We start from the raw sequence: 25,550 nt of genomic DNA, 5'->3' as shown, positions 1-25,550 counted from the left end.
TATGCTGGGAGCACGGTGATGACGAGGAGCCATCCTTTATAGATGGGTTGGAGTTTTGAAACTCGAACTGAAAGGGATCACGAAACGCTTCGGGTCCCTTGTAGCCAATGACCACATCGATCTGGTGGTTGAACCCGGCCAAGTCCATTGCCTCCTGGGCGAAAACGGTGCCGGTAAATCCACCCTGATGAATGTCCTTTACGGACTCTACGACCCCAGCGACGGCGAAATCCTGGTCGACGGCAAGCCGGTCGTTTTCAAGGGTCCCGGCGATGCCATGGCGGCCGGGATCGGAATGGTCCACCAGCACTTCATGCTGATTCCGGTATTCACCGTCGCCGAAAACGTCGCGTTGGGAAACGAAGCCACCAGGGCAGCCGGTTTCCTGAACTTGGATGAAACCCGCCGGAGAATCTCCGAGATTTCCAAGCAATACGGGTTCCATGTCGACCCCGATGCCCTCGTGGAAGACCTGCCCGTGGGCGTCCAGCAGCGGGTCGAGATCATCAAGGCACTCGTGCGCGACGCCGAAGTCCTGATTCTCGATGAACCGACCGCGGTTCTCACTCCGCAGGAAACCGATGAGCTCCTGGACATCATCCGCCAGCTCAAAGCAGCCGGAAAGTCAATTGTCTTCATTTCGCACAAATTGCGTGAGGTCAAGGAAATTTCGGACATCATCACGGTGATCCGGCGGGGGAAAGTGGTGGGCTCGGCCGATCCTTCGGCGTCCCCGACGGAACTCGCCTCGGCGATGGTTGGCCGTGCGGTCAGCCTGACCCTGGAAAAGAAACCCGCCCAACCGGGTGAAGCGACTTTCAAGGTCCGGGACCTTACGGTTGTGGACCACAATGGCCAGCACGTCGTGGACGGGCTGAGCTTCGACATCGCCAAGGGTGAAGTGCTCGCTATCGCCGGTGTCCAGGGCAACGGCCAGACGGAGCTCACGGAAGCCATCCTCGGCGTCCAGCAGCACGTCACCGGGTCCATCGTCCTCGACGGCGTGGAACTTCTCGGCAAGAGCGTCAAGCAGGTCTTGTCCGCCGGCGTCGGGTTCGTCCCTGAGGACCGCAAGATCGACGGCCTGGTGGGAACGTTCTCCATTTCCGAGAACATGATCCTGGACCTTTACGACAAGGCGCCTTTCGCCCAAGGCATCGGCATGAAACCGGCCTTGATTGCTTCGCACGCGGAGAAGAAGGTCGAGGAGTTCGATGTGCGGACGCCGTCGATCGATGTCGCCGTGGGTACGCTCTCCGGAGGCAACCAGCAAAAGGTGGTCCTGGCCCGGGAGCTCTCCAGGCCGTTGAGGCTCTTCATCGCATCGCAGCCCACCCGAGGGCTCGACGTCGGCTCCATCGAATTCGTGCACAAGCGGGTCATTGCCGAACGGGACAACGGAACTCCCGTGATGATCGTGTCCACCGAGCTCGATGAAGTGCTCGAACTCGCTGACAGGATCGCCGTCCTCTACCGGGGAAAGCTGGTCGGGATTGTTCCGGCCGGTACGTCCCGCGATGTGCTGGGCTTGATGATGGCCGGCGTTCCGGAACATGAGGCAGAACTGACTGCGCACAAGACCCTCGAGGGAGGAACCCATGTCTGAGTCCAATACCCCTCGACAGGAAAACGAGGCCGAGCCTGAGCGCCCGGAGACTCTGGACGACGAGGTCGTCCTGGATGTCGCGCTGGACACGGCCGACGGCGCAATGGCCCCGTCAGTCATCCCGGCTACCAGCCAGGGCGGACAGATCCCGCACGCCGCCGGTGGTTCGGTCTTCCGGCAGATCGTGACCGGAAACGCCATGGTCTCGGTGTTGTCCGTGCTCCTCGCGATTGTGCTCGGCGGAATCCTGATGGCCGTGACCAACCCCAAAGTCGCCGAGACAGCAGGTTACTTCTTCGCGCAGCCGGGGGACATGCTTACCGAGGTCTTCAGGCCCTACGTGGCGTTGGTCCAGGGCGCCATATTCAACTGGGCCGGGGCCGACGCCGCAGCCCAGCTGTACCCGATCACTGAGACCCTGACGGTGTCCACCCCCCTGATCCTGGCTGGACTCGGCGTGGCCCTGGCCTTCCGTGCCGGGCTGTTCAATATCGGTGCGCAAGGCCAGATCATCTTCGGTGCCCTGTTCGGCGCCTACGTGGGATTCACCTGGCACTTGCCTTTCCTGGTTCACCTGCTTCTTGTCATCGTTGCCGGTTTCATCGGCGGCGCGGTGTGGGGCGGCGTCGTCGGCCTCCTCAAGGCCCGGACCGGTGCCCATGAGGTCATCGTGACCATCATGCTGAACTACATCGCCAACTTCCTGCTCCTGTTCCTGTTGACCACTCCCGCTTTCCAGCGCAAGGGCTCCACCAACCCGATCTCGCCCTTCCTGGACCAATCGGCACTGTTTCCGGAGTTGCTCGGACCCCAGTTCAGGCTCCATGCCGGATTCCTCTTGGCAGTGCTGGCAACGGTATTCGTCTGGTGGCTCCTGAAGCGCTCCACGCTCGGCTTTGAATTCCGGGCCGTGGGCGCCAACCAGAGCGCGGCACGCACCGCTGGAATCAACGTTCCCCGCGCCGTGATCCTGGTGATGGCGATTGCGGGTGCGCTTGCAGGCCTGGCCGGCATTGCGCAGGTATCCGGGACGGAGAAATACCTCTCGGGGGGCGTCGCGGCTTCCATTGGCTTCGATGCCATTACGGTCGCATTGCTCGGACGTTCGACGCCGTGGGGAACCTTCTTCGCCGGGCTCCTGTTCGGCGCGTTCCGCGCAGGAGGCGTCGCGATGCAGGCCGAAACCCAGACCCCCATCGACATCGTCCTGGTCATCCAGTCCTTGATCGTCCTGTTCATTGCGGCACCGCCGCTCGTGCGCGCGATCTTCGGACTGAACCCGCGCAAAAAGAAGAAGGCCACCGGCGGCCCCGGCTCCGGAACCATCCCCTCCGGAAAAATCGAGAGCGGAGCTGCAACAGCATGAGCACCACAACAACTCAGCCCGGCGGTGGCACACCCGCCGGCAACGCGCCGGCGAGCCCGGGAAAGACGGGCGCCACGGAGCTGGTGAGCTGGAAGGCCGGCATCGGATTGTCCCTCCTCGCAATCCTGGGAACCGTGCTGTTCGGTTTCATGTCCAATTCGAAATCGGCAGGCTTCGGCATTGCCGAGGCGGCCAATGAAGCGGCCTCAAGTGTCGCCGCTTTGGTCACGTTCGTCCTGGCCCTTCTGCTTTCGGCTGGACTCGGATATCTGTGGTTCGTCCGCCGTCGTTCAGGCCGCGCGTCGGGTTCAGGCCGCGCGTCAGTTTCCGGCACGGTACCCGGTTGGCTGCCCGCCTCCACCGTCGCCGCCGTCGTGGTCCTCGGCCTCGCCGCGCTCGGCGTGGCAAAGGTTTCAAAGGTCACGCTCCCTTCCGCGGCCATCGGCTGGATCGCCGCCGTGATTCTCCTGGGCCTAGCGGGCTACACGGTGTACCTCACCCAGGCGAAGAGGGCCGTACCCCGCTGGGTGGGCGGCACCTTTGCCGCCGTGTTCCTCATCGGGTTCATGGTCTGGATCGTGGCTGGCGGAAATGGCGATGAGCCGTCGATCTCCCTCGCCGGACTGATCGCAGGATCCGTCACCTTGGCCGTGCCGCTGGTCTTCGGATCCCTTTCCGGCGTCCTGTGCGAACGCGTCGGCGTGGTCAACATTGCCATTGAGGGCCAGCTCCTGCTGGGAGCATTCTCCGCAGCCGTCGTTGCCACGGTGACGCACAACGTCTACGCCGGGCTGGTCGCGGCGGCCGTCGCCGGAACGCTTGTCTCCTTGGTCCTGGCCGTGGTCAGCATCAAGTACCTCGTCAACCAGATCATCGTCGGCGTCGTGCTCAACGTCCTCATCAGCGGACTGACGAGCTTCCTCTTTTCGACGCTGCTGACGGCGGACCCGGATGGACTCAACAAGCCGGGGCGCTTGCCTCCGGTGGACATTCCCTTCCTGTCCGATATCCCCATCATCGGCCCCATCCTGTTCCACCAGTCCCTCGTGGGCTATTTGATGTACATCGCAGTGATCGTCGTTTACCTCGGCCTCTTCCACACGAAGTGGGGGCTGCGCGTGCGGGCCGTCGGCGAGCATCCGCAGGCGGCCGACACCGTGGGCATCAACGTCAACCGGACCCGATTCTGGAACGTGCTCATGGGCGGTGCGATCGCGGGCATTGGCGGCTCGTTCTTCACGCTCGTATCCGTGGATGCGTTCAGCAAGGACATGTCCGGTGGCCGTGGGTATATCGCCTTGGCGGCATTGATCTTCGGGCGCTGGAACCCGATCGGCGCCTTCCTGGCGGCGTTGCTGTTCGGCTTCGCGGACAATCTGCAGAGCGTCATCACCATCATCGGATCGCCTGTGCCGAGCCAGTTCATGGCCATGTTGCCTTACGCCTTGACGGTCTTCGCCGTCGCTGGATTGGTGGGCAGGTCCCGGCCGCCGGCGGCGAGCGGCATACCGTACGTCAAGGGCTGACCGTGGCGCTCAAGGGTACCGAGGTGGACTGGGCGGCCCTCGAAGCCGCCGCGGTCGCCGCCATGGGGAAGGCCTACGCTCCGTATTCGAAGTTCCCGGTGGGGGCGGCTGCCCTCACCGAGGACGGGCGGATCGTCAGCGGATGCAATGTCGAGAACGCCAGCTATGGACTCACGCTGTGCGCCGAGTGCGCCCTGGTGGGGGACCTCCACATGGGTGGCGGCGGCAGATTGCGGGCGTTCTATTGCGTCGACGGCAAAGGCAATGTCCTCATGCCGTGCGGCCGTTGCAGGCAATTGCTGTATGAATTCCGGGCACCCGGCATGCAACTCATGACAACGCAGGGCATCAAGACCATGGACCAAGTGCTGCCAGATGCCTTCGGTCCCGACAACCTGGAGGAGAACCGGTGACACAGACTGAAGCTTTTGATGCCGTACAGATCATCAGCATCAAGCGGGACAAAGGAACCCTAAGCCCGGAGCAGATCGACTGGACCATCGATGCCTACACCCGCGGCGTCATTGCCGACGAGCAAATGGCAGCCCTGAACATGGCGATCCTGCTCAACGGGATGGACCGTGCCGAGATCTCGCGCTGGACCGAGGCGATGATCGCCTCGGGCGAGCGGATGGACTTCTCCAGCCTCCGGCGTCCCGACGGCGGCGTGAAAGCCACCACGGACAAACACTCCACCGGGGGTGTCGGGGACAAAATCACCCTTCCGCTGGCGCCGTTGGTGGCGGTCTTCGGGGTGGCGGTTCCCCAGCTTTCCGGGAGGGGACTGGGCCACACGGGTGGCACGCTCGACAAGCTCGAGGCGATCCCCGGATGGCGGGCGAACCTGAGCAACGAGGAAATCCTGGCCCAGCTGCAGGACGTGGGTGCGGTCATTTGCGCCGCGGGCACGGGTTTGGCTCCGGCGGACAAGAAGCTCTATGCCCTGCGCGACGTCACGGGCACCGTGGAAGCCATTCCCCTGATTGCCTCGTCCATCATGAGCAAGAAGATCGCCGAAGGCACCGGCTCCCTGGTGCTCGACGTGAAGGTGGGTTCCGGGGCATTCATGAAGGACGAAGCCCGTGCCCGGGAGCTGGCCGAAACCATGGTGGCCCTGGGCAAGGATGCGGGCGTCAACACAGTGGCGCTCCTGACCAACATGGGGACCCCGCTGGGCCTGACCGCGGGCAATGCCATCGAGGTGGAGGAATCGGTGGAGGTGCTCGCGGGCGGCGGTCCGGAAGACGTCGTCGAGCTGACCGTCAGGCTCGCCGAAGAGATGCTCGCCTGCGCCGGAGTGCACGACGCCGATCCCGCGGCCGCCCTCAAGGATGGCCGCGCGATGGATGTCTGGAACCGCATGATCGAAGCCCAGGGCGGCGATCCGCGCGCGGCCCTGCCCGTGGCCAGGGAATCCGAGGTCATCCCGGCTCCGGCCGACGGCGTCCTGGTGGAGCTCGACGCCTTGGCGGTGGGCGTGGCTGCGTGGCGCCTCGGCGCTGGACGCGCCCGGAAGGAAGACATCGTCCAGGCCGGCGCAGGGGTGCGGATGCACGCCAAACCGGGCGCCTTGGTCCGGGCGGGGGAGCCACTCATGACCCTCCTCACCGACACCCCGGAAAAGTTCGACAGGGCCAAGGAAGCCTTGGACGGGGCTGTGCTCATCGCGCCGGAAGGCTCACGGCCGGCGCAACGGCTCATCATCGACCGGATCTCCTAGGCTGATCTCCCGGGCATTCCGGAATGCCCGGGAGACATTCCCTGCGGCCATTCGTTAGGAAGACCGTGCAAGCCATCAACGACTTCATCCTCGCCGCGGCCGGGCAGCCTTGGGTCTTGCTCCTGGTTTTTGCCTGCTGCGTGATCGACGGTTTCTTCCCGCCCATTCCCAGCGAGTCGATGGTGGTGGGACTCGCGGCAGTCTCCGTGACCGCAGGGATGCCCAACACGTGGCTGCTGATCCTGGTGGGAGCCCTTGGGGCCTTCACAGGTGACAACATCGCCTACTTGATTGGCCGCAAAGTAGGTGTACGCCGATGGCGGTGGATGCGTTCCCAAAGGATGCAGGGTGCCTTCCGCTGGGCCGGGAGGGAACTACGACGGCGGGCCGCATCACTGATCATGGTGGCCCGGTTCATCCCCATCGGCCGGGTGGCCGTCAACCTCACAGCCGGAGCAACCCACTTCCCGCACGGCATGTTTGTGGCGCTCACGGCTATGTCCGCCGTCCTGTGGGCCAGTTATTCGGTGGCCATCGGTGTGTTCTTCGGCCAATGGTTCGAGCACAACCACCTGCTCGGGGCGGTCATCGCGATCGTCGCTGCCGTCATCCTGGGAATCATCGTGGACCGGATCATCAGCAAAGTCCGCGGGGCCACGCCCGCCACCGTAGAGGACGAAGAAACCGGGGAGCCCGAAGAGGAATCGGTCGTGTAGCAGGCACGGCAGGGGGAGCCATCTCCTCCCTTGGTATGACGTGCCTGGCACCGGAAGATCCCTCCATGGGGGGATGCTTCCATTTCGACTTTCGAGCTAGCCTTAAATTGTGTTCCACCCGGCCGGGGCGTAGCGAACGACGCCCGGGCCGTGGGACACTGGATAGCGATCTATGTCACGCGACCGTGTGACTTTCTTTGAGGAGCAATGCCTGCGTGGACTTCATGAACCACATGCTCGAGCATGCCGCCGGGCAACCGTGGATCTACCCGGTGCTCCTGGTTTTCTTTTTCATCGACGGCTTTGCCACGATCCTTCCCAGTGAGACCGCGATCGTCGGGCTCTCGGCCCTTGCGATGCACCGGGGTGAGCCCAACCTGTGGCTCCTTGGCGCCACCGCGCTTGTCGGGGCCATGGCCGGCGACAACATGGCCTATATGCTGGGCCGCAAGATCGGCCTGGACCGCTGGAAATGGATGCGCAAGCCGAAGGTCCAGAAGATGTTCGCGTGGGCGCACTACGAGTTGGACAAGCGCGGCGCCGTGCTGATCTTCACCGCCCGGTATATCCCCTGGGGCCGGGTGGCGGTGAACTACGTCGCCGGACAGACCGGCTTCCGCCACAAGACCTTCTTCTTCCTGGACGCCTTCGCCTGCCTCACCTGGGTAGGCTATTCGATCGGCATTGGATCGCTGGCCGGCCACTGGGTGCACAACAACCCGCTCCTCGGCGTGGGGATTGCAGTGGCATTCGCCGTGGTACTCGGCGTCATCGTGGACCACAGCCTGCGTTGGTGGCACAAGCATCTCGAAAAGAAAGACGGCGAGAAGAAGGAAGCGGCCTCCGCGGAAGCAGCCGCAGCAGACGCGGGAACCGCGGTTAACGCGACGGCCGGCGTCGACCGCTCAAACCCTGCTGGCTAAGCTTCTTCCGTCCCCCTAGAGTTGAGACGTGACTGAGCCTATTGTTGATGCCGCCCCTGCCCTTGACTTCGACCTGAAGAGCCTGCCGAAAGTTTCCCTTCACGACCATCTGGACGGGGGACTGCGCCCGGCCACCATCATCGAGCTGGCGGAGGCCGTCGGCCACACCCTGCCTTCCACGGATCCCGTAGCGCTGGGCCAGTGGTTCCGTGAGTCCGCAGACTCCGGTTCTTTGGTCCGCTACCTCGAAACCTTTGACCACACGATTGCCGTCATGCAGACCAAGGAAGGCCTGGCGCGCGTCGCCAAGGAATTCGTCGAAGACCTGGCTGACGACGGCGTCGTGTACGGCGAGATCCGTTGGGCACCTGAGCAGCACCTGCAGAAGGGCCTCACCCTGGACGAGGTTGTGGACGCTGTCCAGGAAGGGCTCGACGCCGGCGTCGACGCCGTTGAGGAGTCAGGCCGCCAGATCCAGGTGGGCCAGCTCATCACGGCGATGCGCCACGCGGACCACGGCCAGGAGATTGCCGAGCTCGCAGTGCGCCACCGCTACAACGGAGCTGTCGGCTTTGACATCGCCGGAGCCGAAGACGGTTTCCTGCCTTCCCGCTTCAAGGACGCGTTCACCTACCTGGCCGAGCACAACTTCCCGGCCACGGTCCACGCCGGCGAAGCCGCGGGCCTGGAAAGCATCCAGTCCGCCCTTGTGGACGGCCGCGCCCTGAGATTGGGTCACGGCGTGCGCATCGCGGAGGACATCACCGTTGAGTTCGAAGACGCCGAGGGCGAAGAAGCCGACGACGACGCCGAGGACACCGTCGGCATGGTCACCTTGGGTGAAGTGGCAGGCTGGGTCCGTGACCGTGGAATCGCGCTGGAAATCTGCCCTTCCTCCAACCTGCAGACCGGCGCGATCGCGAACTTCGGCGAAGGCATCGAGAACCACCCGCTGGACATGCTCTACCAGTTGGGCTTCAACGTCACGATCAACACGGACAACCGCCTTATGAGCGGTGTGACGCTCACGGACGAGTTCGAGCTTCTCGTGGAGACCTTCGACTACGATCTCGATGACCTCCTCGAACTGACCCTCAACGCCGCCGAGTCGTCGTTCCTGCCGTTGGACGAAAAAGAAGCGTTGGTGGAGTACATCAACGACGCCTACGCCAACCTTGGCTGAACAAACTCCTTCGGGCGCCAGTTCTCCTGAAAGTCCTGTCGTGGAGCTGCTGGGGACGATTGCCTCTTTGCGCGAGCACTGTCCTTGGATGGGGGCGCTGACCCACGAGTCCTTGGTCGAGTACCTGATCGAGGAAGCGTATGAGGTTGTCGATTCGATCGAGGCCGGCGCGTCCGGTTCCGATACATCCGACGAACTCCGCGGCGAGCTGGGCGACGTGCTGCTCCAAGTGGTGCTGCACGCCCGGCTCGCCGAGGAGCAAGGACAATTCACCTTCGACGACGTCGCGCGCGCCATCACGGACAAGATGGTGCGGCGCAATCCCCACGTGTTCAAACCGGACGGGTCCTTGCAGGATTCCTTCCCGGCCACCGTGGAGGAGATCGTCGAAAAGTGGGACGCCGTGAAGAAGGCCGAGAAGCCCGGGCGTTCGGATCCCTTCGAAGGCATTCCACCGCACCTTCCCGCCCTCGCCTTGGCGCAAAAGTCGCTTGACCGCGCAGCCCGCTCAGAGCGCTCGGGCAGTCCTGAACGCGGCGGCCGTCCAGTCGCGGCGGTGGAGGTTCCCGACTCCGAAGCTGCGCTTGGAGACTTGCTGCTCGCCGTCGTCGCGGGCTCGCGGGAGAAGGGCTTCGACGCTGAACGGGCCCTGCGCGGTGCCGTCCGCCGATACCAGGGCCGCGACGGCGAAGCCACAAAACGTGAGGGTTCCGACGCTGTTCCGTAACCTTGGCCGGTCTCGACTAGGCTAGTGGCGACGAGGACGTCGAGAATTTCCCTCAAGATTCCCAGTAAATCGCTTCACCATAAGGAGCAGTCCATGGCGCTTATCGATGCCATCCACGCCCGCGAGATCCTTGATTCCCGCGGAAACCCGACAGTAGAAGTTGAAGTTCTGCTTTCCGATGGCCAGATCGGCCGCGCGGCAGTTCCCTCCGGTGCTTCCACCGGCGAGCACGAAGCCGTCGAACTGCGCGACGGCGACAAGGGCCGTTACCTCGGCAAGGGCGTCCAGAAGGCCGTTGACGCGGTCATCGACGAAATCGCCCCGGCCCTGATCGGCTTCGACGCCACGGACCAGCGCAGCATCGACCAGGCCATGATCGACCTCGACGGCACCCCGAACAAGGGCAAGCTCGGCGCGAACGCCATCCTCGGCGTTTCCCTCGCCGTGGCAAACGCGGCCGCCGCCTCCGCGGACCTGCCCCTGTACAAGTACCTGGGCGGCCCGAACGCCCACGTCCTGCCCGTCCCGCTGATGAACATCCTCAACGGTGGCTCCCACGCCGACTCGGACGTCGACATCCAGGAATTCATGATCGCCCCGATCGGCGCCGAGACCTTCTCCGAAGGCCTGCGCTGGGGCGTTGAGGTCTACCACAACCTCAAGGCGGTCCTGCAGGCCAAAGGCCTCTCCACCGGCCTCGGCGACGAAGGCGGCTTCGCTCCGAACCTGCCGTCCAACCGTGCCGCACTGGACCTGATCCAGGAAGCCATCAAGAACGCCGGCTACACCCCGGGCAAGGACATCGCCCTCGCGCTGGACGTCGCCTCCTCCGAGTTCTACAAGGACGGCGCCTACCAGTTCGAAGGCAAGGCACTCTCAGCCACCGAGATGAGCGCCTACTATGCCGAACTCGTTGCCGATTACCCGCTGGTCTCGATCGAGGACCCGCTGGACGAAAATGACTGGGAAGGCTGGAAGACCCTTACCGACACCATCGGTGACAAGGTCCAGCTGGTTGGCGACGACCTCTTCGTCACGAACCCGATCCGCCTGCAGCAGGGCATCGACTCCGCCACGGCCAACTCCCTGCTCGTCAAGGTCAACCAGATCGGTTCCCTGACGGAAACCCTGGACGCCGTTTCCCTGGCCCAGCGCTCCGGTTACACCACCATCACCTCGCACCGCTCCGGCGAAACCGAGGACACCACCATTGCTGACATCGCCGTTGCCACCAACGCGGGCCAGATCAAGACCGGTGCCCCGGCCCGCTCCGAGCGCGTCGCCAAGTACAACCAGCTGCTGCGCATCGAAGAAGAACTCGACGACGCCGCCCGCTACGCCGGCCGCAGCGCTTTCCCGCGTTTCAAGGGCTAGTATCCGCTGAAACAGCTGACCGGTGGCTATGGTGGAAAGACCATAGCCACCGGTTCTGTTTAACGAAATGTGCGAGCACTTCGGCAAACCGCAGGCTCCGTGAGGAACGCAACGCGCAGCAACCCGCCAGGCAAGCACCAGGCATTACAGGAGTGTCATGGCCACCCGCCGCCCCAAGGTCCCCCGGGCAGATGCCCTCGGCCGCTCGCCCCAAAAGAACCCCGACGGCGGCCATGTCATCCGTGCCGACTTCGGCGAGTCCCGCAAGGCATCCGCCGCCCAGCAAGAGGCACCGGTTCATGCAGGGTCCAGGACGCCGTCCAATGCCAAAGCCGAAGGCGGCACCCAAAGCAAAGCCCCTTCCGGGTCCAAGGTTGGTGGTGTTGCGAAACCGGGACGTTCGGGAAACACCCCGGTTGTCGGCAAGGCATCCAGCAAGGCGTCCGGTGCCGGATCCTCGCACTCCGACAAGGACCACGGCGCGCGCCCTGTGCCCGCGAAGGCGTTCTCCGGCCGTATGCTTGCCCTCGCTGTGGTGATGATAGCGATCACTATCATGCTCGCTCCCACAGTGAAGATCTGGTTGGAGAAAAAGGCCGAAATCTCCGGCCTGGAAGCCGACATTGCCAGTAAACAGGCCGAGCAGGCCAGCCTCCAGAAGCAGATCACGCGGTGGCAGGACCCCAACTACGTGAAACAACAAGCCCGGGACCGCATTAACATGGTTATGCCGGGTGAAGCTGGCTACTGGGTGTTTGGTGGAGACGTTCCCGCTGGCACACCGGGTGGGAGCACCAGTTCAGGAGCTTCCGGAAGCCCGTCCAACCTGCCATGGGTGGACGGCCTGTGGGAATCCATCAGGCGCTCGGCAACAGACTAGACGCGGTGCCCGCCGCCGTCGCGCCCTGATGGGCGCGGCCAAAAAGGGCAGGAAGGATGGCAGCGCCAGTGGAAGACAACTCGGCACCTGCATCGCAGGAGTCCCGCAAGCCATCAGCACACGATCTCGAAATCCTCAGCCGCCAGCTCGGACGGCCGGTGCGCGACGTCGTCGAAATCCCGGCGCGCTGCGTCTGCGGCAACCCGCTGGTCGCTGCAACCGCTCCGCGCTTGAGCAATGGCACCCCGTTTCCCACGACGTTCTACTTGACGCACCCCGTCATCACCGCCGCCGTGTCGCGGCTGGAAGCCGGCGGGCTCATGAATGAGATGAACGAACGGCTCACCGCGGACGAGCCTTTGGCTGCGGCTTACAGGAGCGCCCACGAAGCCTATCTCCAGGCGCGTGACGAGATTGCCGGACGTGCCGGCACGGGAGACATTCCGGAAATCGCAGGGGTCTCGGCCGGCGGCATGCCTACCCGCGTCAAGTGCCTGCACGTGCTGGTCGGCCACTCCCTGGCCGCCGGTCCCGGCGTCAATCCGCTCGGCGACGAGGCCATCACGGCGATTAGCGAATGGTGGACCGCGGACCGCTGCTATTGCGACGGCGCATGGGACAGTGCGGGGGAGGCCCCGTCCAAGGACCTCAGCCGCCACGGACCGCAGGGCCTGCCGGACATCGTGGGCCGTCCCGCCCCCGTCCGCAAATCCAAGTCCTCCCACGCGACAGAGCCATCAGGGGAACCATCCGCAGGGGGGCTCAACGTATGAACCGCGTAGCTGCGATTGACTGCGGGACCAATTCGATTCGCCTCCTGATCGCGGATTCCAACGGCACGGACTCCGGGTCTCCCTTGCGGGACGTTGTCCGCGAGATGCGCGTGGTGCGCCTCGGCCAAGGGGTTGACGCCACCGGCGAACTCGCCCCTGAGGCGCTTGAGCGCACCTTTGCGGCGACCGCCGACTACGCCGAGCTGATCCGCCATCACGGAGCCCGGGGCATCCGTTTCGTGGCGACCTCTGCCAGCCGGGACGCCCGTAACCGGGACGTCTTTGTTGACGGGATACGGGGGCTGCTGGGCGTCGAACCCGAGGTCATCTCCGGTGACGAAGAAGCCTCGCTGTCCTTCGCCGGCGCAAGCAGCGTGCTGCCTTCGCGCGGCAAGGACCCTGTGCTTGTGGTGGACCTTGGCGGTGGAAGCACCGAATTCGTCCTCGGAGACTCCGACGGCGTCATTGCCGCCAAATCCGTCGACATCGGCTGCGTGCGGCTGACCGAGCGGCACCTTCGCAGCGACCCTCCGACGCCGGAGCAGATCGCCGCCGCGGAAGCCGACGTCGACGCGGCCATGGACCTGGTGGCCCGCACGGTCCCGCTGGACCGGGCCACCGCCGTCGTGGGCGTAGCCGGTACCGTCACCACCATCACCGCGCACGCGTTGGGCCTGGACGAGTACGATCCCGCACTCATCCACGGTGCCAGCCTGGACCTGGAGACCATCAGCGACGCGGCCACAAGTTTGTTGGAAATGAGCCGCGAGGAACGTGCCCGGCTACCCTACATGCACCCCGGACGCGTCGACGTCATCGGTGCCGGAGCCCTTGTTTGGCGCCGCATCCTCCAACGCTTGGCTGAGCTCGGAGAGGGCTCCATCACTGCGGCTACCTCCAGCGAACATGACATCCTCGACGGCATCGCGCTGAGTATTCTGAGCATGCCGAGTACTCGGTAAGAGTGGGTATTCGCTGATGACGTTGCCACACGGCTGGCGCCGCCGGACAGCATCGGCCGCGCTGGCGGCCATGCTGGCCGGGGGAAGCCTTGCAGGGGCCCTGCTCACTGCCCCTTCGGCGTTCGCCGACTCTTGGCGGGACAAGGAATACTGGCTCAACGAGTACGGCATTTCCGCCGCCTGGCAGGTATCAAAGGGCGCCGGGGTGAAAGTGGCCATCATCGACAGCGGAGTGGACGGGCAACACCCCGACCTCAACGGCGCGGTGGTCGGAGGAACCGACGCTTCCGGTGCGGGCGACCCCAACGGACAGAAAAGCATCGGGGCCAAGCCTGAGCACGGGACCCTCGTCGCCACGCTGCTGGCAGGGCGTGGACACGCTCCGGCCAGCCCATCGGCGTCTCCGTCGCCGGGGCCGTCCCCTTCGCCCGGTTCCGGCGTCGGTCCGGACGGAATCGTCGGCGTCGCGCCCGAGGCCCAGATCCTCTCCGTTTCCGCCTGGCTCGGTTCGCCGAATCCGGCGGGCAAGACGGACCAGGAACAGATTCCCGAAGCTGTCCGATGGGCGGTGGACAACGGCGCCAAGGTCATCAACATTTCCCTCGGCAGCACCTCGCCTGATTGGCCCCAAAGCTGGGATGCGGCGTTCCTCTATGCCGAACAAAAGGACGTGGTGATCGTGGCTGCGGCGGGCAACCGGATCGGCGGAAACGTCCAGGTGGGCGCGCCGGCCACGATTCCGGGTGTACTGACCGTGGCGGGACTCGACCGGAACCGTACGGCCAGCGTCGACGCTTCTTCGCAGGGAATCAGCATCGGCGTCTCGGCGCCCGCGGAGAAGCTGGTGGGCGGACTGCCCGGTGGGAGCTATGAAGATTGGGCCGGCACGTCCGGCTCCGCGCCGATTGTCTCCGGCGTCGCGGCACTTATCCGCTCGAAATGGCCTGATATGAGCGCCAAGCAGGTCATCAACAGGATTGTGTCGACGGCCGAGGATGCAGGCGCGCCCGGCAAGGACCCCATCTATGGCTACGGCATCCTCAATGCCGAGGCGGCCCTGAAAGCCGATGTACCCGAGGTAGCGAGCAATCCCGTGGGATCCATTGCGGACTGGATCCGGGTCCATCGACGTGGCGACCTCAGCAGCCCGACGCCTCCGTCAACGTCGAAACCAAGCATTCCCGCGGCCACCTTGGCGGATCCCACAGTTCCCGCGGCCAAGGCGCCATCGCAGTCCGACACTGCGGTTCCGGCCGCGGTGGTCATCGGCTTTGGTTCGCTTTTCGTGGCGATCGTCGCGGGCGCCACCGTCCAATTGAGGCGCGCCTACCGGACCTCCCCGGAACTGCCCGACGAGACCTCGACCGGCGTGGTGGACGTCGTGGATCCGAGCCCCCCGAAATAGCCTCCGGCGCCGATCCGTAGCGTCGGGAAATAGTTAGTGAAGATTTTCACAAGGTGCTGTACTCTATTCTTATGGCAACCACCCCTGAGCTCATTGACCGTCCCCGTGTTCTCGTTGTCGGCGGCGGATACGTCGGCCTGTACGTAGCACTCAAGCTGCAGAAGAAGATCGCGAACGCCGGCGGCATCGTCACCGTCGTTGATCCCCTTCCCTACATGACCTACCAGCCCTTCCTCCCCGAAGTGGCCGGCGGCAACATCGAGGCACGCCACGCCGTCGTCTCGCACCGCCAGCACCTCAAGCAGACGGAACTCATCCAGGGCCGCGTCACCAGCATCGACCACAAGAACCGCACCGCCGTTGTTGCTCCGGCCGACGGTGGAGTGCCTTTCGAGATCCCGTACTTCGACGTCGTGGTTGCCGCCGGCGCCATCACCCGGACGTTCCCCATCAAGGGCCTCGCTGACGAAGGCATTGGCCTGAAGACCATCGAAGAAGCGGTCGCCCTGCGCAACAAGGTCCTTGAGCGCATCGAGGTTGCCTCCACCATGACGGACGCCGCCGAACGCGCCAAGGCCCTGACCTTCGTGGTCGTGGGTGGCGGTTTCGCAGGTATCGAGTGCATCACCGAGATGGAAGACCTCGCCCGCGCTGCCGTCAAGAACAACGCGCGCATCCGCCAGGAAGAGGTCCGCTTCGTTCTCGTCGAAGCCATGGGCCGCATCATGCCCGAGGTCACCGCAGCCCAGGCAGAGTGGGTTGTCGAACACCTGCGCAGCCGCGGCATCGAGGTCCTGCTCAACACCTCCCTCGACAACGCAGAGGGAAGCCTCAAGCTCATCAACCTGCCGGACAAGACGCCTGCCCAGGAGTTCGAAGCCGACACCCTCGTGTGGACTGCAGGCGTGCAGGCCAACCCGATGATCCGTTCCACCGACTTCCCGCTCGAGCCGCGCGGACGTGTCCGTGTCCTCCCGGACCTGCGCATCGCGGGCGACGAAGGCATCATCGACAACGCCTGGGCGGCCGGCGACATCGCTGCCGTCCCGGACCTCACGGGCAGCGGCCTGCCGGACGGCACCTGCGTTCCGAACGCCCAGCACGCGCTGCGCCAGGCCAAGCGCCTCGCCAAGAACCTGTGGGCCTCCCGCTGGGACAAGCCCATGGGCGACTACAAGCACAAGAACCTCGGTGCGGTTGCCGGCTTCGGCGAATGGAAGGGCGTTGCCAACATCAACATCCTGGGCCGTATCGGCCTCAAGGGTGGACTCGCCTGGCTGGCCCACCGCGCCTACCACGGCCTGGCCATCCCCACCGGTGAGCGCAAGGTCCGCGTGATCTTCAACTGGATCCTGGGCATGACGATGGGCCGCGACACCACCCAGCTGCTGGACCTCGACAACCCGCGTGGAGCCTTCGTGGCCGCGGCCACCCCGGCTCCCAAGCCGGCCGCCGCACCTGCGCCGGCCGCTGAGCCCGCCGAAGCCAAGGCTCCGGTCACGGCTGACGCCAAGTAGCGAACCCCAAGCAGTCCCGCCGACGGCGGTCGTTCCCACGCGGGAGCGGCCGCCGTCGTCGTTTAACTCGCGGCCCGTCCGCGACGGCGGTGCAGGCATGGCCGGCGACGGCGGGTCCTAGACTTGCAGCATGGCAGGCGAAAGCGATCTGACGACCCTCCTGGGATCCATGCACCCCGTCCTTCGGGACGGCGACTACGTGTACGCGTTGTGGCCGCACGGCAAAGCGCTTGAGGGCGATATCGAAGCCGCTGTCCGCGAAGCGGAAGGCCTCACGGTGGTCCTGCGCCGTGAAGAAGCCGGACGCCTGGGACTGTCCTACGATTTCGTGGCGGCGTGGATCACTCTTCAAATCCACTCTGTCTTGGACGCCGTGGGGCTCACAGCGGCCGTCAGTTCCGCTCTCACGGCAGCCGGTATCAGCTGCAATGTCCTGGCAGGGTTCCATCACGACCACCTGTTGGTTCCATCCGTCGAGCGCGGGCGCGCCATGGAAGTCCTTAAGCTGCTGGGCCAGGGCGTGGTGCTGCGAACGGAGCGGCAGGATGACCGCGAGTCCGTGCTGGCGCTCACGGCTGCCGCCTTTTCCACCAGCCCGGTCACCGGGCTGCCCGTCGACGGGGTCCCGGCCGAAGTGAAGCTCCTGCGTGAACTCTTCGAGTGCGATGAGTACCTGCCGGAGTTCAGCATCGTGGCCGAGATTGCCGGTGAGATCGTGGGCCACGTCATCAGTACCCGCGGCTGGATAGGGGAGCTCCGGCTTTTGGGGCTGGGCCCCATCAGCGTCGAACCGCACCTGCAGCGGCGCGGCATCGGATCTGCCCTCTTGCGGGAAACCGCTCGACGGGCCGACGAAGCGGGCGAACCGGGCATCGCCCTGCTGGGCAGCCCCGAGTACTATCCGCGCTTTGGATTCCTGCCCGCGCGCACGCTGGGCGTGGTGGCCCCCGACGCCGGGTGGGGAGACCATTTCCAACTGTTGCCCCTCAAAGCATGGCCCGACGGCGTCAGTGGAACCTTCCGTTATGCCGCGCCGTTTGAACGGCTCTAGGAGACGAAAGAGGGGAGTGCACTGGGTTACCATTATCCGGGCGCCCCAGTAGCCCAATTGGCAGAGGCAGCGGACTTAAAATCCGCGTGTTGTGGGTTCGAGTCCCACCTGGGGCACGCATGCGAAATGCGAACCCTGCGGCCCCACTTGTTGCGCCAAGCTGTGCCGTGACAGGAATTTAACCCCGCGTTCATGTGAAGGGCCGTCCGGACTGGACAGCGACACACCGTTATTAGATCCTGACCTGCGTATATGTGTTCTAGGACACATATTTGGTAGTACTCTCATGGAACATGTTCGAAGTGAAAGTGACTTCGGGCGAATGACCACGAATCAGACGCACCGCGGAGGCTATTTATGTACAGGAAGAAAGTCATTTCGGCGATTGCAGCAGCAGCCACCCTCGGCATGCTGGTGGCGGGCTGTGCGAATCAGACTGCCCCTAGCGGCACCGAAACCTCGGGTGGCGGCGGCAGGATCAATATCCCTGCGATTTCCAAAGTCGACGTTCCTGCCGGAGCTGTTTTGCCTGCAGGCGATGGCAAGGCAAATTGCCCGTCAACCACCACCCTTGCCTATGCCGGTGCCGAGACAGGACCCAACGCCCAGCTGGGCATCAACATCTTCAACGGCATCCAACTGGCCATCAACCAGCACAACACCGCGAACCCCGGCTGCCAGGTCCAGTTCAAGAAATTCGATACTGAAGGCGATCCGAACAAGGCCACTGGCCCGGTAACGCAGATCGTGTCCGAGCCGGACATCATCGGAGTGGTGGGCTTGCCCTTCTCGGGAGAATCCAAGGCCACCGGCAACATCTTCGAGCAGAAGGGCTTGGTGCACATCACGCCCTCCGCAACCAACCCGAGCCTGACGAAGAACGGCTGGACCACTTTCTTCCGGGCCCTCGGCAATGACGCCGTCCAGGGTCCGGCCGCAGCGAAGTTCCTCACGGACAAGCTGCAGGCCAAGAAGGTCTACCTCGTCCAGGACGACTCTGACTACGGCATCGGTTTGGGAACCACAACCTCCGCGGCCCTGGGCTCCGCGATGGTGGGGTCCGACAAGGTTGTCACAGGCCAGAAGGACTTCTCGGCCGTGATCTCCAAGATCATGAACGCCAAGGCAGACACCGTCTACTACGCCGGCTACTACGCAGAAGGCGCTCCCTTCGACCAGCAGCTGGTTGGAAAGGGATTCACCGGCTCCTTCGTGGGCCCGGATGGCGTGAAGGATGACCAGTTCATCAAGCAGGCCGGCGACGCATCGTCGAACTCGTACTTCACCTGCCCGTGCATCCCCGGCGAGCTGATCCCGAGCTTCGAGTCCGAGTACAAGAAGCTTGCCAACGCTGAGCCCGGAACCTACTCCATTGAAGGTTACGACGCAGCCACGGTCCTGCTCTCCGGTATCGACAAGGGCAAGCAGTCCCGCGCGGACCTTCTTTCCTGGGTCAAGTCCTACGATGCAGACGGCCTGTCGAAGCACTACAAGTGGGATTCAACCGGCGAACTGGCAACGCCTGATGTTTACGGCTACAAAGTTGAGAACGGCAAGATCGTTCCCATCGGCGTCATCGGAAAATAACACCGAGCCCAGATGAATGCTGGGGGTTAGCATCCATGCCGACCCCCAGCATTTCTTTTGATTACATCAGGAAGTGCCATGATCAGTGAAGTAATTCCCAACCTGCTCCACTCGGTTCCAATGGACGATACGTGGATCACCTTCGACGTAAACTCCTTTACCGAAAATTTCTGGAGTTCAACCTTTGACGGGTTGACCTTCGGGGCAATTTACGCGTTGGTAGCCCTCGGCTATACCCTCGTCTACGGCGTTCTCAACCTCATCAACTTTGCCCACTCCGAAGTGTTCATCACGGGCTGTTACGGGGTGTTCTTTACCCTCAGCGCGCTGAATTTCGGGCCCTCTGCTCCGAGGCTGGCCTTTTGGGCCATCGTGGGAAATCTTGTCCTCGCCCTCGTTGTCGCCATCATCGCCTCAGCCTTGATGGCAGTGATCGTGGAACGGGTGGCCTATAAACCTTTGCGGCAGCGCAAGGCGCCCCGCCTGGCATTCTTGATTACCGCCATCGGTGTTTCCTTCGCCATTCAGTACACCATCTACTGGTGGCGCGGACCGAGCCCGGAGGCTGCGCTGACGATGTTCAGGCCGCTCCCGATTTTCGACGTCTTCGGGACGATCGTCGATTCGCAGCAGGTGGTGATCGTGGTCGCAGCGATTATCCTCATGATCGCCACCGACCAGTTCATCAGGCGGTCCCGGACCGGCCGGGGCATCCGTGCCGTTGCGCAGGACCCGGATACCGCAACTTTGATGGGTGTCAACAAGGAAAAGATCATCGTGACCACCTTCATCATCGGAGGGATCCTGGCCGGCGCAGCCGCCTTGTTCTACGTGATGAAAATCCCGTCCGGCGTGCAATACAACGGCGGATTCATCCTCGGCGTCAAGGCCTTCGCGGCCGCTGTCCTCGGAGGCATCGGCAATGTGCGCGGCGCTTTGCTGGGCGGCCTGCTGATCGGTTTGATCGGCAACTACGGCCAGGTGCTCCTGGGCAGTTCCCAATGGACCGACGTGGTCGCGTTCGTGGTCCTGGTGTTGGTATTGATTGTGCGACCCGAAGGTGTCTTGGGTAGCTCGCTAGGAAAGAGTAAGGCATGAGCACAACAGACGGCCCCACACTTATTCCCGATGATGCTTCGGCACAGGAAATTGCGGACCGCGAAGCCAAAATGCGGCGCCGCAAAGGCTGGTTCCCGGGACTCAGCGACAAATGGAACGCGCTCCCGCGCCAAACCCAATGGCTGATCCTCATCGTCGTCGTAGTCATTGCGTACTTGCTCCCCATCCTCAACCCGCCGTTGATCACGACGGAACCCGGCAACAATTGGCAAATCGCGCTCGCGCAAATGTCTGTTTATGCCCTGGTGGCTGTGGGCTTGAACGTGGTGGTCGGCTATGCGGGCCTCCTCGACTTGGGCTATGTGGCATTTTTCGCCCTGGGTTCCTACACGGCGGCAATGTTTACCAGCCCGGATTCCCCGTATGTGCACATTCCCTACTTGTGGACGCTCCCGCTGGCGATGGCAGTCGCCATGTTCTTCGGAGTGGTCCTCGGTGTGCCTACGCTTCGCCTTCGCGGCGACTACCTGGCTATCGTCACGCTCGGCTTCGGTGAAATCGTGCGCATTTTGGCCACGATTATTCCGGCGATGAAAGGCCAGGTTGGCTTCCAGAACGTTGGCCACCCTCCGGGAACGGATTCAAGCGGGCAAACAATTTTCCAGAACTCGAACGGAACCCCGTGGTACTGGCTGACGCTGTCCATCATCATCGTGGTGCTTTTGGCCGCGGGAAACCTGGAGCGCAGCCGCGTGGGACGCGCCTGGATTGCCATCCGCGAGGATGAAGATGCCGCGGAAATCATGGGCGTCCCGACCTTCAAGTACAAGGTGTGGGCTTTTGCCATCGGCGCTTCCGTTGGCGGGCTCTCGGGTGCCTTGTTTGCCGGGCAAGTGGGCTTTGTGAACAACCAGAAGTTCGATATCGCCACGTCCATCCTGTTCGTCGCTGCCGTTGTCATGGGCGGCACGGGAAACAAGGTCGGTGCGATTCTCGGCGGTGCGTTGGTGGCATATATTCCACTCCGTTTCACCGCGATTGCCGAGTTCAAGTATCTGATCTTTGGCGCGGCGCTGGTGGTCATCATGATCTTCCGCCCCGGTGGCCTTCTGCCCGCACGCCAAAGCCTCCTCGCCTACGGCCGCCTGGCGTACAACAAACTCAAGGGTGCCATGGGCGACATTCCTGCTTCGGGCAAAGTCGTTCTGGAACCGGGAAAGGGGGCTGACAAATGAGTGAAGCGATCGAACCGGATATTGATGTAGAGGCACTCAAGGAACAGGGTGTGGACCTCGAAGTCGCCGAGAAGGTGGCCCCTGAGAGGGACATCGTCACCAAAGTGGGCGAAGCCTTGGTGCAGGTCCAAGACCTCACCATCAAATTCGGCGGCCTGACGGCTCTGGACAATGTCACGTTTGATATCAACAGAGGCGAAATCCTCGGTCTCATCGGCCCCAACGGTGCCGGTAAGACCACTTGTTTCAATGCCATGACGGGTGTCTATAAGCCGACGTCCGGAAAGGTCCTGCTCGAAGGACAATTGCTCAACGGACTGCCGCAGCACCGGATCACCAGGCGTGGCCTGGCGAGGACCTTCCAGAACATCCGCCTTTTTGGTGAGATGACCGCTTTGGAAAACGTGGTTGTCGGCCTCGATGCACGCCACCGCACGAGTGTCGGCGGAGCGCTCTTCCGTCTGCCCACCCATGTCCGGGAAGAGAAAACCGCCATTGAACGCGGCATGGCATTGCTTGAGTTCGTGGGCATCGCCGATCATGCCCACTTCTTGTCACGGCACTTGCCTTACGGTTACCAGCGCCGCCTGGAAATCGCGCGCGCACTTGCGACTGATCCCAAAGTCCTGTGCTTGGACGAGCCCGCAGCAGGGTTCAATCCGGCGGAAAAAGAAGAGCTCATGGCCCTGATCCGGACCATTCGTGACGACGGCTACACGGTCCTGCTCATTGAGCACGACATGAAGTTGGTCATGGGGGTGACCGACCGGATCGTGGTCCTGGAGTTCGGGAAAAAGATCGCGGATGCGGTGCCGAAGATTATCCGCGATGACCCGAAAGTTATTTCCGCCTATCTCGGGGAGCCTGAAGATGACCTTGCTTGAGCTGAAGAACATATCCGTCCACTATGGCCGGATCCAAGCCATTTCCGACATGTCATTCAGCGTGGAGGAAGGCGAAATCGTCTCGCTCATCGGGGCAAATGGTGCCGGCAAGACCACCACCATGAGGACCATCTCCGGATTGCTGGCTCCGTCGGCCGGCTCCATCACGTTCGCCGGCAAGGACATCACCAGGATGAAAGCGCACATCCGCGTCGTCCAGGGCATTTCGCAGGCGCCTGAGGGCCGGGGAATTTTCCCCGGCATGACGGTGGAGGAGAACCTTGACATGGGTTCCTACGGCCGCAAGGACCGGACCAAGGTTGCAGACGATTTGGAGCGAGTCTTCGACCTGTTTCCGCGGTTGAAGGAACGTATCAAGCAGTTTGGCGGCACCATGAGCGGTGGCGAACAACAGATGCTCGCGATTGGCCGGGCCCTGATGTCCAACCCCAAGCTGTTGCTCCTGGATGAACCTTCCATGGGGCTGGCTCCGCAGTTCATCCGCCAGATCTTCAAGATTGTCACCGAGATCAACAACCAGGGCACCACGGTGCTTCTGGTGGAGCAAAACGCCAACCAGGCCCTGGCCCGTGCACACCGTGCTTTTGTCCTGGAAACCGGGTCAATTACGCACAGGGGCACCGGCAAGGAACTGCTCGCCAACCCGGCGGTCAAGGAAGCGTACCTCGGCGTCGGATAGCCCCGTGTGCCGGCACCCTCGCAACGCGGAGGGTGCCGGCATCGGCGGCGGTGGAACTTTCGGTGCGGACCAAGCGTGGGAATTGGTAGCGTGAACTATCACTTCGCACCCACAGCAAGAAGGACATCCACCATGGCACTCGGCGGCAACCCGATCTTCAACGGAAAGAATTTCCGTGGAGCCACACAGGCTCCGCCCGTTCCCAGCTACACCCACGGCCAGCCCCAATACGGCCAGCCCCAGTATGGCCAGCCCCAGTACGGCCAGCCTGCCTGGGCGGCACAGCCGCCCATGACGAGCGATCAGTTGCAGGAGATGTACAACCAGCCCGCAGCCGGTCCGGCCGAGACCGGCCGTATGACTTTCGACGACGTCATCGTCAAGACTGCAGCGTGCCTTGCGGTGCTGCTGCTTGGCGCGGCGGTCACGTTGTTCGTTGCTCCGGGAACCGCAAATCTCCTGATGATTGTCGGCGCCTTGGGCGGCTTCGCGTTGGGCATGGTCAACTCCTTCAAGAAGCAGCCGTCCCCGGCACTGATCCTGACGTATGCCGGACTTGAGGGTCTGTTCCTCGGAGGCCTGACCCGCCTCCTGGACGGAATGTTCCCGGGCGTCGGCCTGCAAGCTGTCATTGGCACCCTTGCGGTGTTCGGCGTGACCTTGGCTCTCTTCAAGAGCGGCAAGGTGCGTGCCACCCCCAAGGCTGTTCGCTTCTTCATGATCGCCATGCTCGGCTACCTCGTCTTCGCAGTGATCAATATGGTCCTGGTGTGGACGGGCGCAGTCCAGTCGCCGTTCGGCCTGAGCAGCAGCGTGCACATCTTCGGCATCCCGTTGGGCGTTTTCATCGGCATCCTGGCTATCGGCCTGGCCGCATTCTCACTGGTCATGGACTTCACGAGCATCGAACAGGGTGTCCGGCAGGGCGCTCCGGAGAAATACTCCTGGACGGCCGCTTTCGGCCTGACCGTGACGCTCGTGTGGCTGTACGTGGAGATCATCCGCCTGCTGGCGATCCTGCGCGGCGACGACTAAGCTCCCAGGATTTGTTGAGCGTAGTGCCCCTGAAGATCCGTCTTCAGGGGCACTACGTGTCTTTCCGGTGCGGTTAGGACAGACGCTCGAAGACCACCGCCATGCCCTGCCCGCCACCGACACACAGGGTCGCCAGTCCCAAGGTGCCGTCCCGTTCCCGGAGGCCATTGAGCAAAGTGGTGGTCATCCGGGCGCCTGTCATGCCAAAGGGATGGCCAAGGGCGATGGCTCCGCCGTGGACGTTGAGTTTCTCCGGATCGATGCCGAGTTCGCGGGCGCTCGCTACCACCTGGACGGCGAAGGCTTCGTTGAGTTCCACGAGGTCAATGTCCGCCATGCTCAGCCCCGCCAGTGCCAAGGCCCGGCGCGACGACTCCACGGGACCCATGCCCATGAGTTCCGGGGAAAGGGCGCTGACTCCCGTCGAGACGATGCGTGCCAGCGGCTCGAGGCCAAGCTCCCGGGCCCGGAAATCGCTCATGACCACCACGGCGGCGGCGCCATCGTTGAGCGGGCAGGCATTCCCGGCGGTCACGGTCCCTTCCTTGCGGAAGACCGGCTCCAAGGCGCTGACCGCTTCAAGGGTGACGCCGGCGCGAGGTGAATCGTCGCGCTCGACGACGGTCCCGTCTTTGCGGGTGTACGGCGTGATCTCGCGGGCGTAGAAACCGGAGGAGATGGCCGCCTCGGCACGGTTCTGGCTCTGGACCGCCCACAGATCCTGCTCGGCCCGGCTGATTCCGTGGCTCGTGGCGACGTTTTCCGCGGTCTGTCCCATCGCGATGTAGACGTCCGGCATCCGTCCTCCCATGCGGGGATCCGTCCACGGCGTGTTGGACGCGGCCCGGGCGGCCGTGCGGGCGCGCGCGGCTTCAAACAGGGGGTTGTGCACGCTGGTGTCGGTTTCCCCTGCCCCGACCCAGTTCTGGTAGCGGGACACCGATTCGACCCCCGCCGAGACGAAGGCGTGGCCTTCTCCGGAGCTGATGGCGTGGAAGGCCATCCGCAGGGTTTGCAGGCTCGAGGCGCAGAAGCGGTTGATCGTGGCCGCGGGGACGGTGTCCAGGCCGGCCAGGACGGTCACCACCCTGGCCATGTTCGAGCCGGCCTCGCCGCTGGGCTCGGCGCAGCCAAGGTAGAGGTCATCGAGCCCGCGGCCGTCTAGTGCCCCTGGATCGAAAGCCGGAATCTTCGCCAGCGCGGCAGTCACCATGGCCGCCGCGAGGTCGTCGGGACGTTCGTCCTTGAGTGACCCTTTGAAGGCCCGTCCAATGGGGCTTCTGGCGGTGGAAACGATGACGGCCTCAGTCATGCCCCCAGC

At 63.6% G+C, this 25,550-nt stretch carries 23 protein-coding genes and 1 tRNA gene; 23 read left to right on the top strand and 1 reads right to left on the bottom strand.

Annotated features, from left to right (window positions below):
- The first annotated feature begins 55 nt into the window (after positions 1 to 55).
- From AC3WJU_RS07095 to AC3WJU_RS06985, 23 genes are all read left to right on the top strand, one after another.
- Positions 56 to 1,606, top strand: a complete 1,551-nt coding sequence (locus tag AC3WJU_RS07095; protein WP_492259525.1) for an ABC transporter ATP-binding protein — start codon at positions 56 to 58, stop codon at positions 1,604 to 1,606.
- Complete coding sequence (locus AC3WJU_RS07090) at positions 1,599 to 2,972, top strand: ABC transporter permease (RefSeq protein WP_059387983.1); 1,374 nt, start codon at positions 1,599 to 1,601, stop codon at positions 2,970 to 2,972. Before AC3WJU_RS07095 ends, AC3WJU_RS07090 begins: the two co-directional genes overlap by 8 nt.
- Positions 2,969 to 4,498: an ABC transporter permease gene (locus AC3WJU_RS07085; RefSeq protein ID WP_441437666.1), complete on the top strand. Its 1,530-nt coding sequence runs from the start codon at positions 2,969 to 2,971 to the stop codon at positions 4,496 to 4,498. Before AC3WJU_RS07090 ends, AC3WJU_RS07085 begins: the two co-directional genes overlap by 4 nt.
- A gap of 2 nt (positions 4,499 to 4,500) precedes the next feature.
- Positions 4,501 to 4,911, top strand: a complete 411-nt coding sequence (locus tag AC3WJU_RS07080) for a cytidine deaminase (RefSeq protein ID WP_284990385.1) — start codon at positions 4,501 to 4,503, stop codon at positions 4,909 to 4,911.
- Positions 4,908 to 6,218 carry a thymidine phosphorylase gene (locus AC3WJU_RS07075; RefSeq protein WP_284990386.1) on the top strand — a complete coding sequence of 437 codons (1,311 nt, stop codon included), beginning with the start codon at positions 4,908 to 4,910 and terminating at the stop codon, positions 6,216 to 6,218. The genes AC3WJU_RS07080 and AC3WJU_RS07075 overlap by 4 nt, the downstream gene beginning before the upstream one ends.
- A 65-nt stretch (positions 6,219 to 6,283) precedes the next feature.
- Positions 6,284 to 6,934, top strand: a complete 651-nt coding sequence (locus AC3WJU_RS07070; protein WP_059387978.1) for a DedA family protein — start codon at positions 6,284 to 6,286, stop codon at positions 6,932 to 6,934.
- Between the two features lie 233 nt (positions 6,935 to 7,167).
- Complete coding sequence (locus AC3WJU_RS07065) at positions 7,168 to 7,857, top strand: DedA family protein (RefSeq protein WP_332601836.1); 690 nt, start codon at positions 7,168 to 7,170, stop codon at positions 7,855 to 7,857.
- A 28-nt stretch (positions 7,858 to 7,885) separates the two neighbouring features.
- A complete protein-coding gene (locus tag AC3WJU_RS07060; protein ID WP_492259524.1) occupies positions 7,886 to 9,040 on the top strand; it encodes an adenosine deaminase in 1,155 nt (384 codons plus the stop codon).
- Positions 9,041 to 9,128: 88 nt separating this feature from the next.
- Positions 9,129 to 9,767 (top strand): MazG nucleotide pyrophosphohydrolase domain-containing protein, encoded by a 639-nt coding sequence (locus AC3WJU_RS07055; RefSeq protein WP_492259534.1) that lies wholly within the window; start codon positions 9,129 to 9,131, stop codon positions 9,765 to 9,767.
- A 93-nt stretch (positions 9,768 to 9,860) separates the two neighbouring features.
- Positions 9,861 to 11,141 carry a phosphopyruvate hydratase gene (gene eno, locus AC3WJU_RS07050; RefSeq protein WP_284990390.1) on the top strand — a complete coding sequence of 427 codons (1,281 nt, stop codon included), beginning with the start codon at positions 9,861 to 9,863 and terminating at the stop codon, positions 11,139 to 11,141.
- Positions 11,142 to 11,298: 157 nt separating this feature from the next.
- Positions 11,299 to 12,021 carry an FtsB family cell division protein gene (locus AC3WJU_RS07045; protein WP_307052670.1) on the top strand — a complete coding sequence of 241 codons (723 nt, stop codon included), beginning with the start codon at positions 11,299 to 11,301 and terminating at the stop codon, positions 12,019 to 12,021.
- A 68-nt stretch (positions 12,022 to 12,089) separates the two neighbouring features.
- The gene (locus AC3WJU_RS07040) at positions 12,090 to 12,794 is read left to right on the top strand and encodes a DUF501 domain-containing protein (protein ID WP_492259523.1); all 705 of its coding nucleotides are present in this window, start codon (positions 12,090 to 12,092) and stop codon (positions 12,792 to 12,794) included.
- Positions 12,791 to 13,756 carry a Ppx/GppA phosphatase family protein gene (locus AC3WJU_RS07035; protein WP_332601540.1) on the top strand — a complete coding sequence of 322 codons (966 nt, stop codon included), beginning with the start codon at positions 12,791 to 12,793 and terminating at the stop codon, positions 13,754 to 13,756. Before AC3WJU_RS07040 ends, AC3WJU_RS07035 begins: the two co-directional genes overlap by 4 nt.
- 16 nt (positions 13,757 to 13,772) lie before the next feature.
- Complete coding sequence (locus AC3WJU_RS07030; RefSeq protein ID WP_307052667.1) at positions 13,773 to 15,161, top strand: S8 family serine peptidase; 1,389 nt, start codon at positions 13,773 to 13,775, stop codon at positions 15,159 to 15,161.
- Between the two features lie 71 nt (positions 15,162 to 15,232).
- On the top strand, positions 15,233 to 16,678 hold the full coding sequence (locus AC3WJU_RS07025; protein ID WP_492259522.1) for an NAD(P)/FAD-dependent oxidoreductase: 1,446 nt from the start codon (positions 15,233 to 15,235) through the stop codon (positions 16,676 to 16,678).
- 130 nt (positions 16,679 to 16,808) lie between these two features.
- Positions 16,809 to 17,729, top strand: coding sequence for an N-acetyltransferase (locus AC3WJU_RS07020; RefSeq protein ID WP_492259521.1), 921 nt, complete (start codon positions 16,809 to 16,811; stop codon positions 17,727 to 17,729).
- A gap of 42 nt (positions 17,730 to 17,771) precedes the next feature.
- Positions 17,772 to 17,845 (top strand) — tRNA-Leu (locus AC3WJU_RS07015).
- Positions 17,846 to 18,086: 241 nt separating this feature from the next.
- The gene (locus tag AC3WJU_RS07010; protein WP_059387974.1) at positions 18,087 to 19,316 is read left to right on the top strand and encodes a branched-chain amino acid ABC transporter substrate-binding protein; all 1,230 of its coding nucleotides are present in this window, start codon (positions 18,087 to 18,089) and stop codon (positions 19,314 to 19,316) included.
- Positions 19,317 to 19,394: 78 nt separating this feature from the next.
- Entirely contained in the window at positions 19,395 to 20,414 is a 1,020-nt protein-coding gene (locus AC3WJU_RS07005) for a branched-chain amino acid ABC transporter permease (RefSeq protein ID WP_059387973.1), read from the top strand.
- Entirely contained in the window at positions 20,411 to 21,610 is a 1,200-nt protein-coding gene (locus AC3WJU_RS07000; protein WP_084784379.1) for a branched-chain amino acid ABC transporter permease, read from the top strand. Before AC3WJU_RS07005 ends, AC3WJU_RS07000 begins: the two co-directional genes overlap by 4 nt.
- Complete coding sequence (locus AC3WJU_RS06995; RefSeq protein ID WP_059387972.1) at positions 21,607 to 22,494, top strand: ABC transporter ATP-binding protein; 888 nt, start codon at positions 21,607 to 21,609, stop codon at positions 22,492 to 22,494. Before AC3WJU_RS07000 ends, AC3WJU_RS06995 begins: the two co-directional genes overlap by 4 nt.
- The gene (locus AC3WJU_RS06990; protein ID WP_284990397.1) at positions 22,481 to 23,194 is read left to right on the top strand and encodes an ABC transporter ATP-binding protein; all 714 of its coding nucleotides are present in this window, start codon (positions 22,481 to 22,483) and stop codon (positions 23,192 to 23,194) included. The genes AC3WJU_RS06995 and AC3WJU_RS06990 overlap by 14 nt, the downstream gene beginning before the upstream one ends.
- Before the next feature lie 132 nt (positions 23,195 to 23,326).
- Positions 23,327 to 24,229 (top strand): Bax inhibitor-1/YccA family protein, encoded by a 903-nt coding sequence (locus AC3WJU_RS06985; protein WP_306961146.1) that lies wholly within the window; start codon positions 23,327 to 23,329, stop codon positions 24,227 to 24,229.
- Positions 24,230 to 24,302: 73 nt separating this feature from the next.
- Here the strand turns inward: AC3WJU_RS06985 and AC3WJU_RS06980 are convergent, their stop codons facing one another.
- The gene (locus tag AC3WJU_RS06980; RefSeq protein WP_306961148.1) at positions 24,303 to 25,541 is read right to left on the bottom strand and encodes an acetyl-CoA C-acetyltransferase; all 1,239 of its coding nucleotides are present in this window, start codon (positions 25,539 to 25,541) and stop codon (positions 24,303 to 24,305) included.
- Between the last annotated feature and the right edge of the window lie 9 nt (positions 25,542 to 25,550).

The sequence above is a fragment of the Arthrobacter sp. FW306-1B-F12A genome (assembly GCF_058781865.1).
This window is presented reverse-complemented; position numbering and strand designations above follow the sequence as displayed.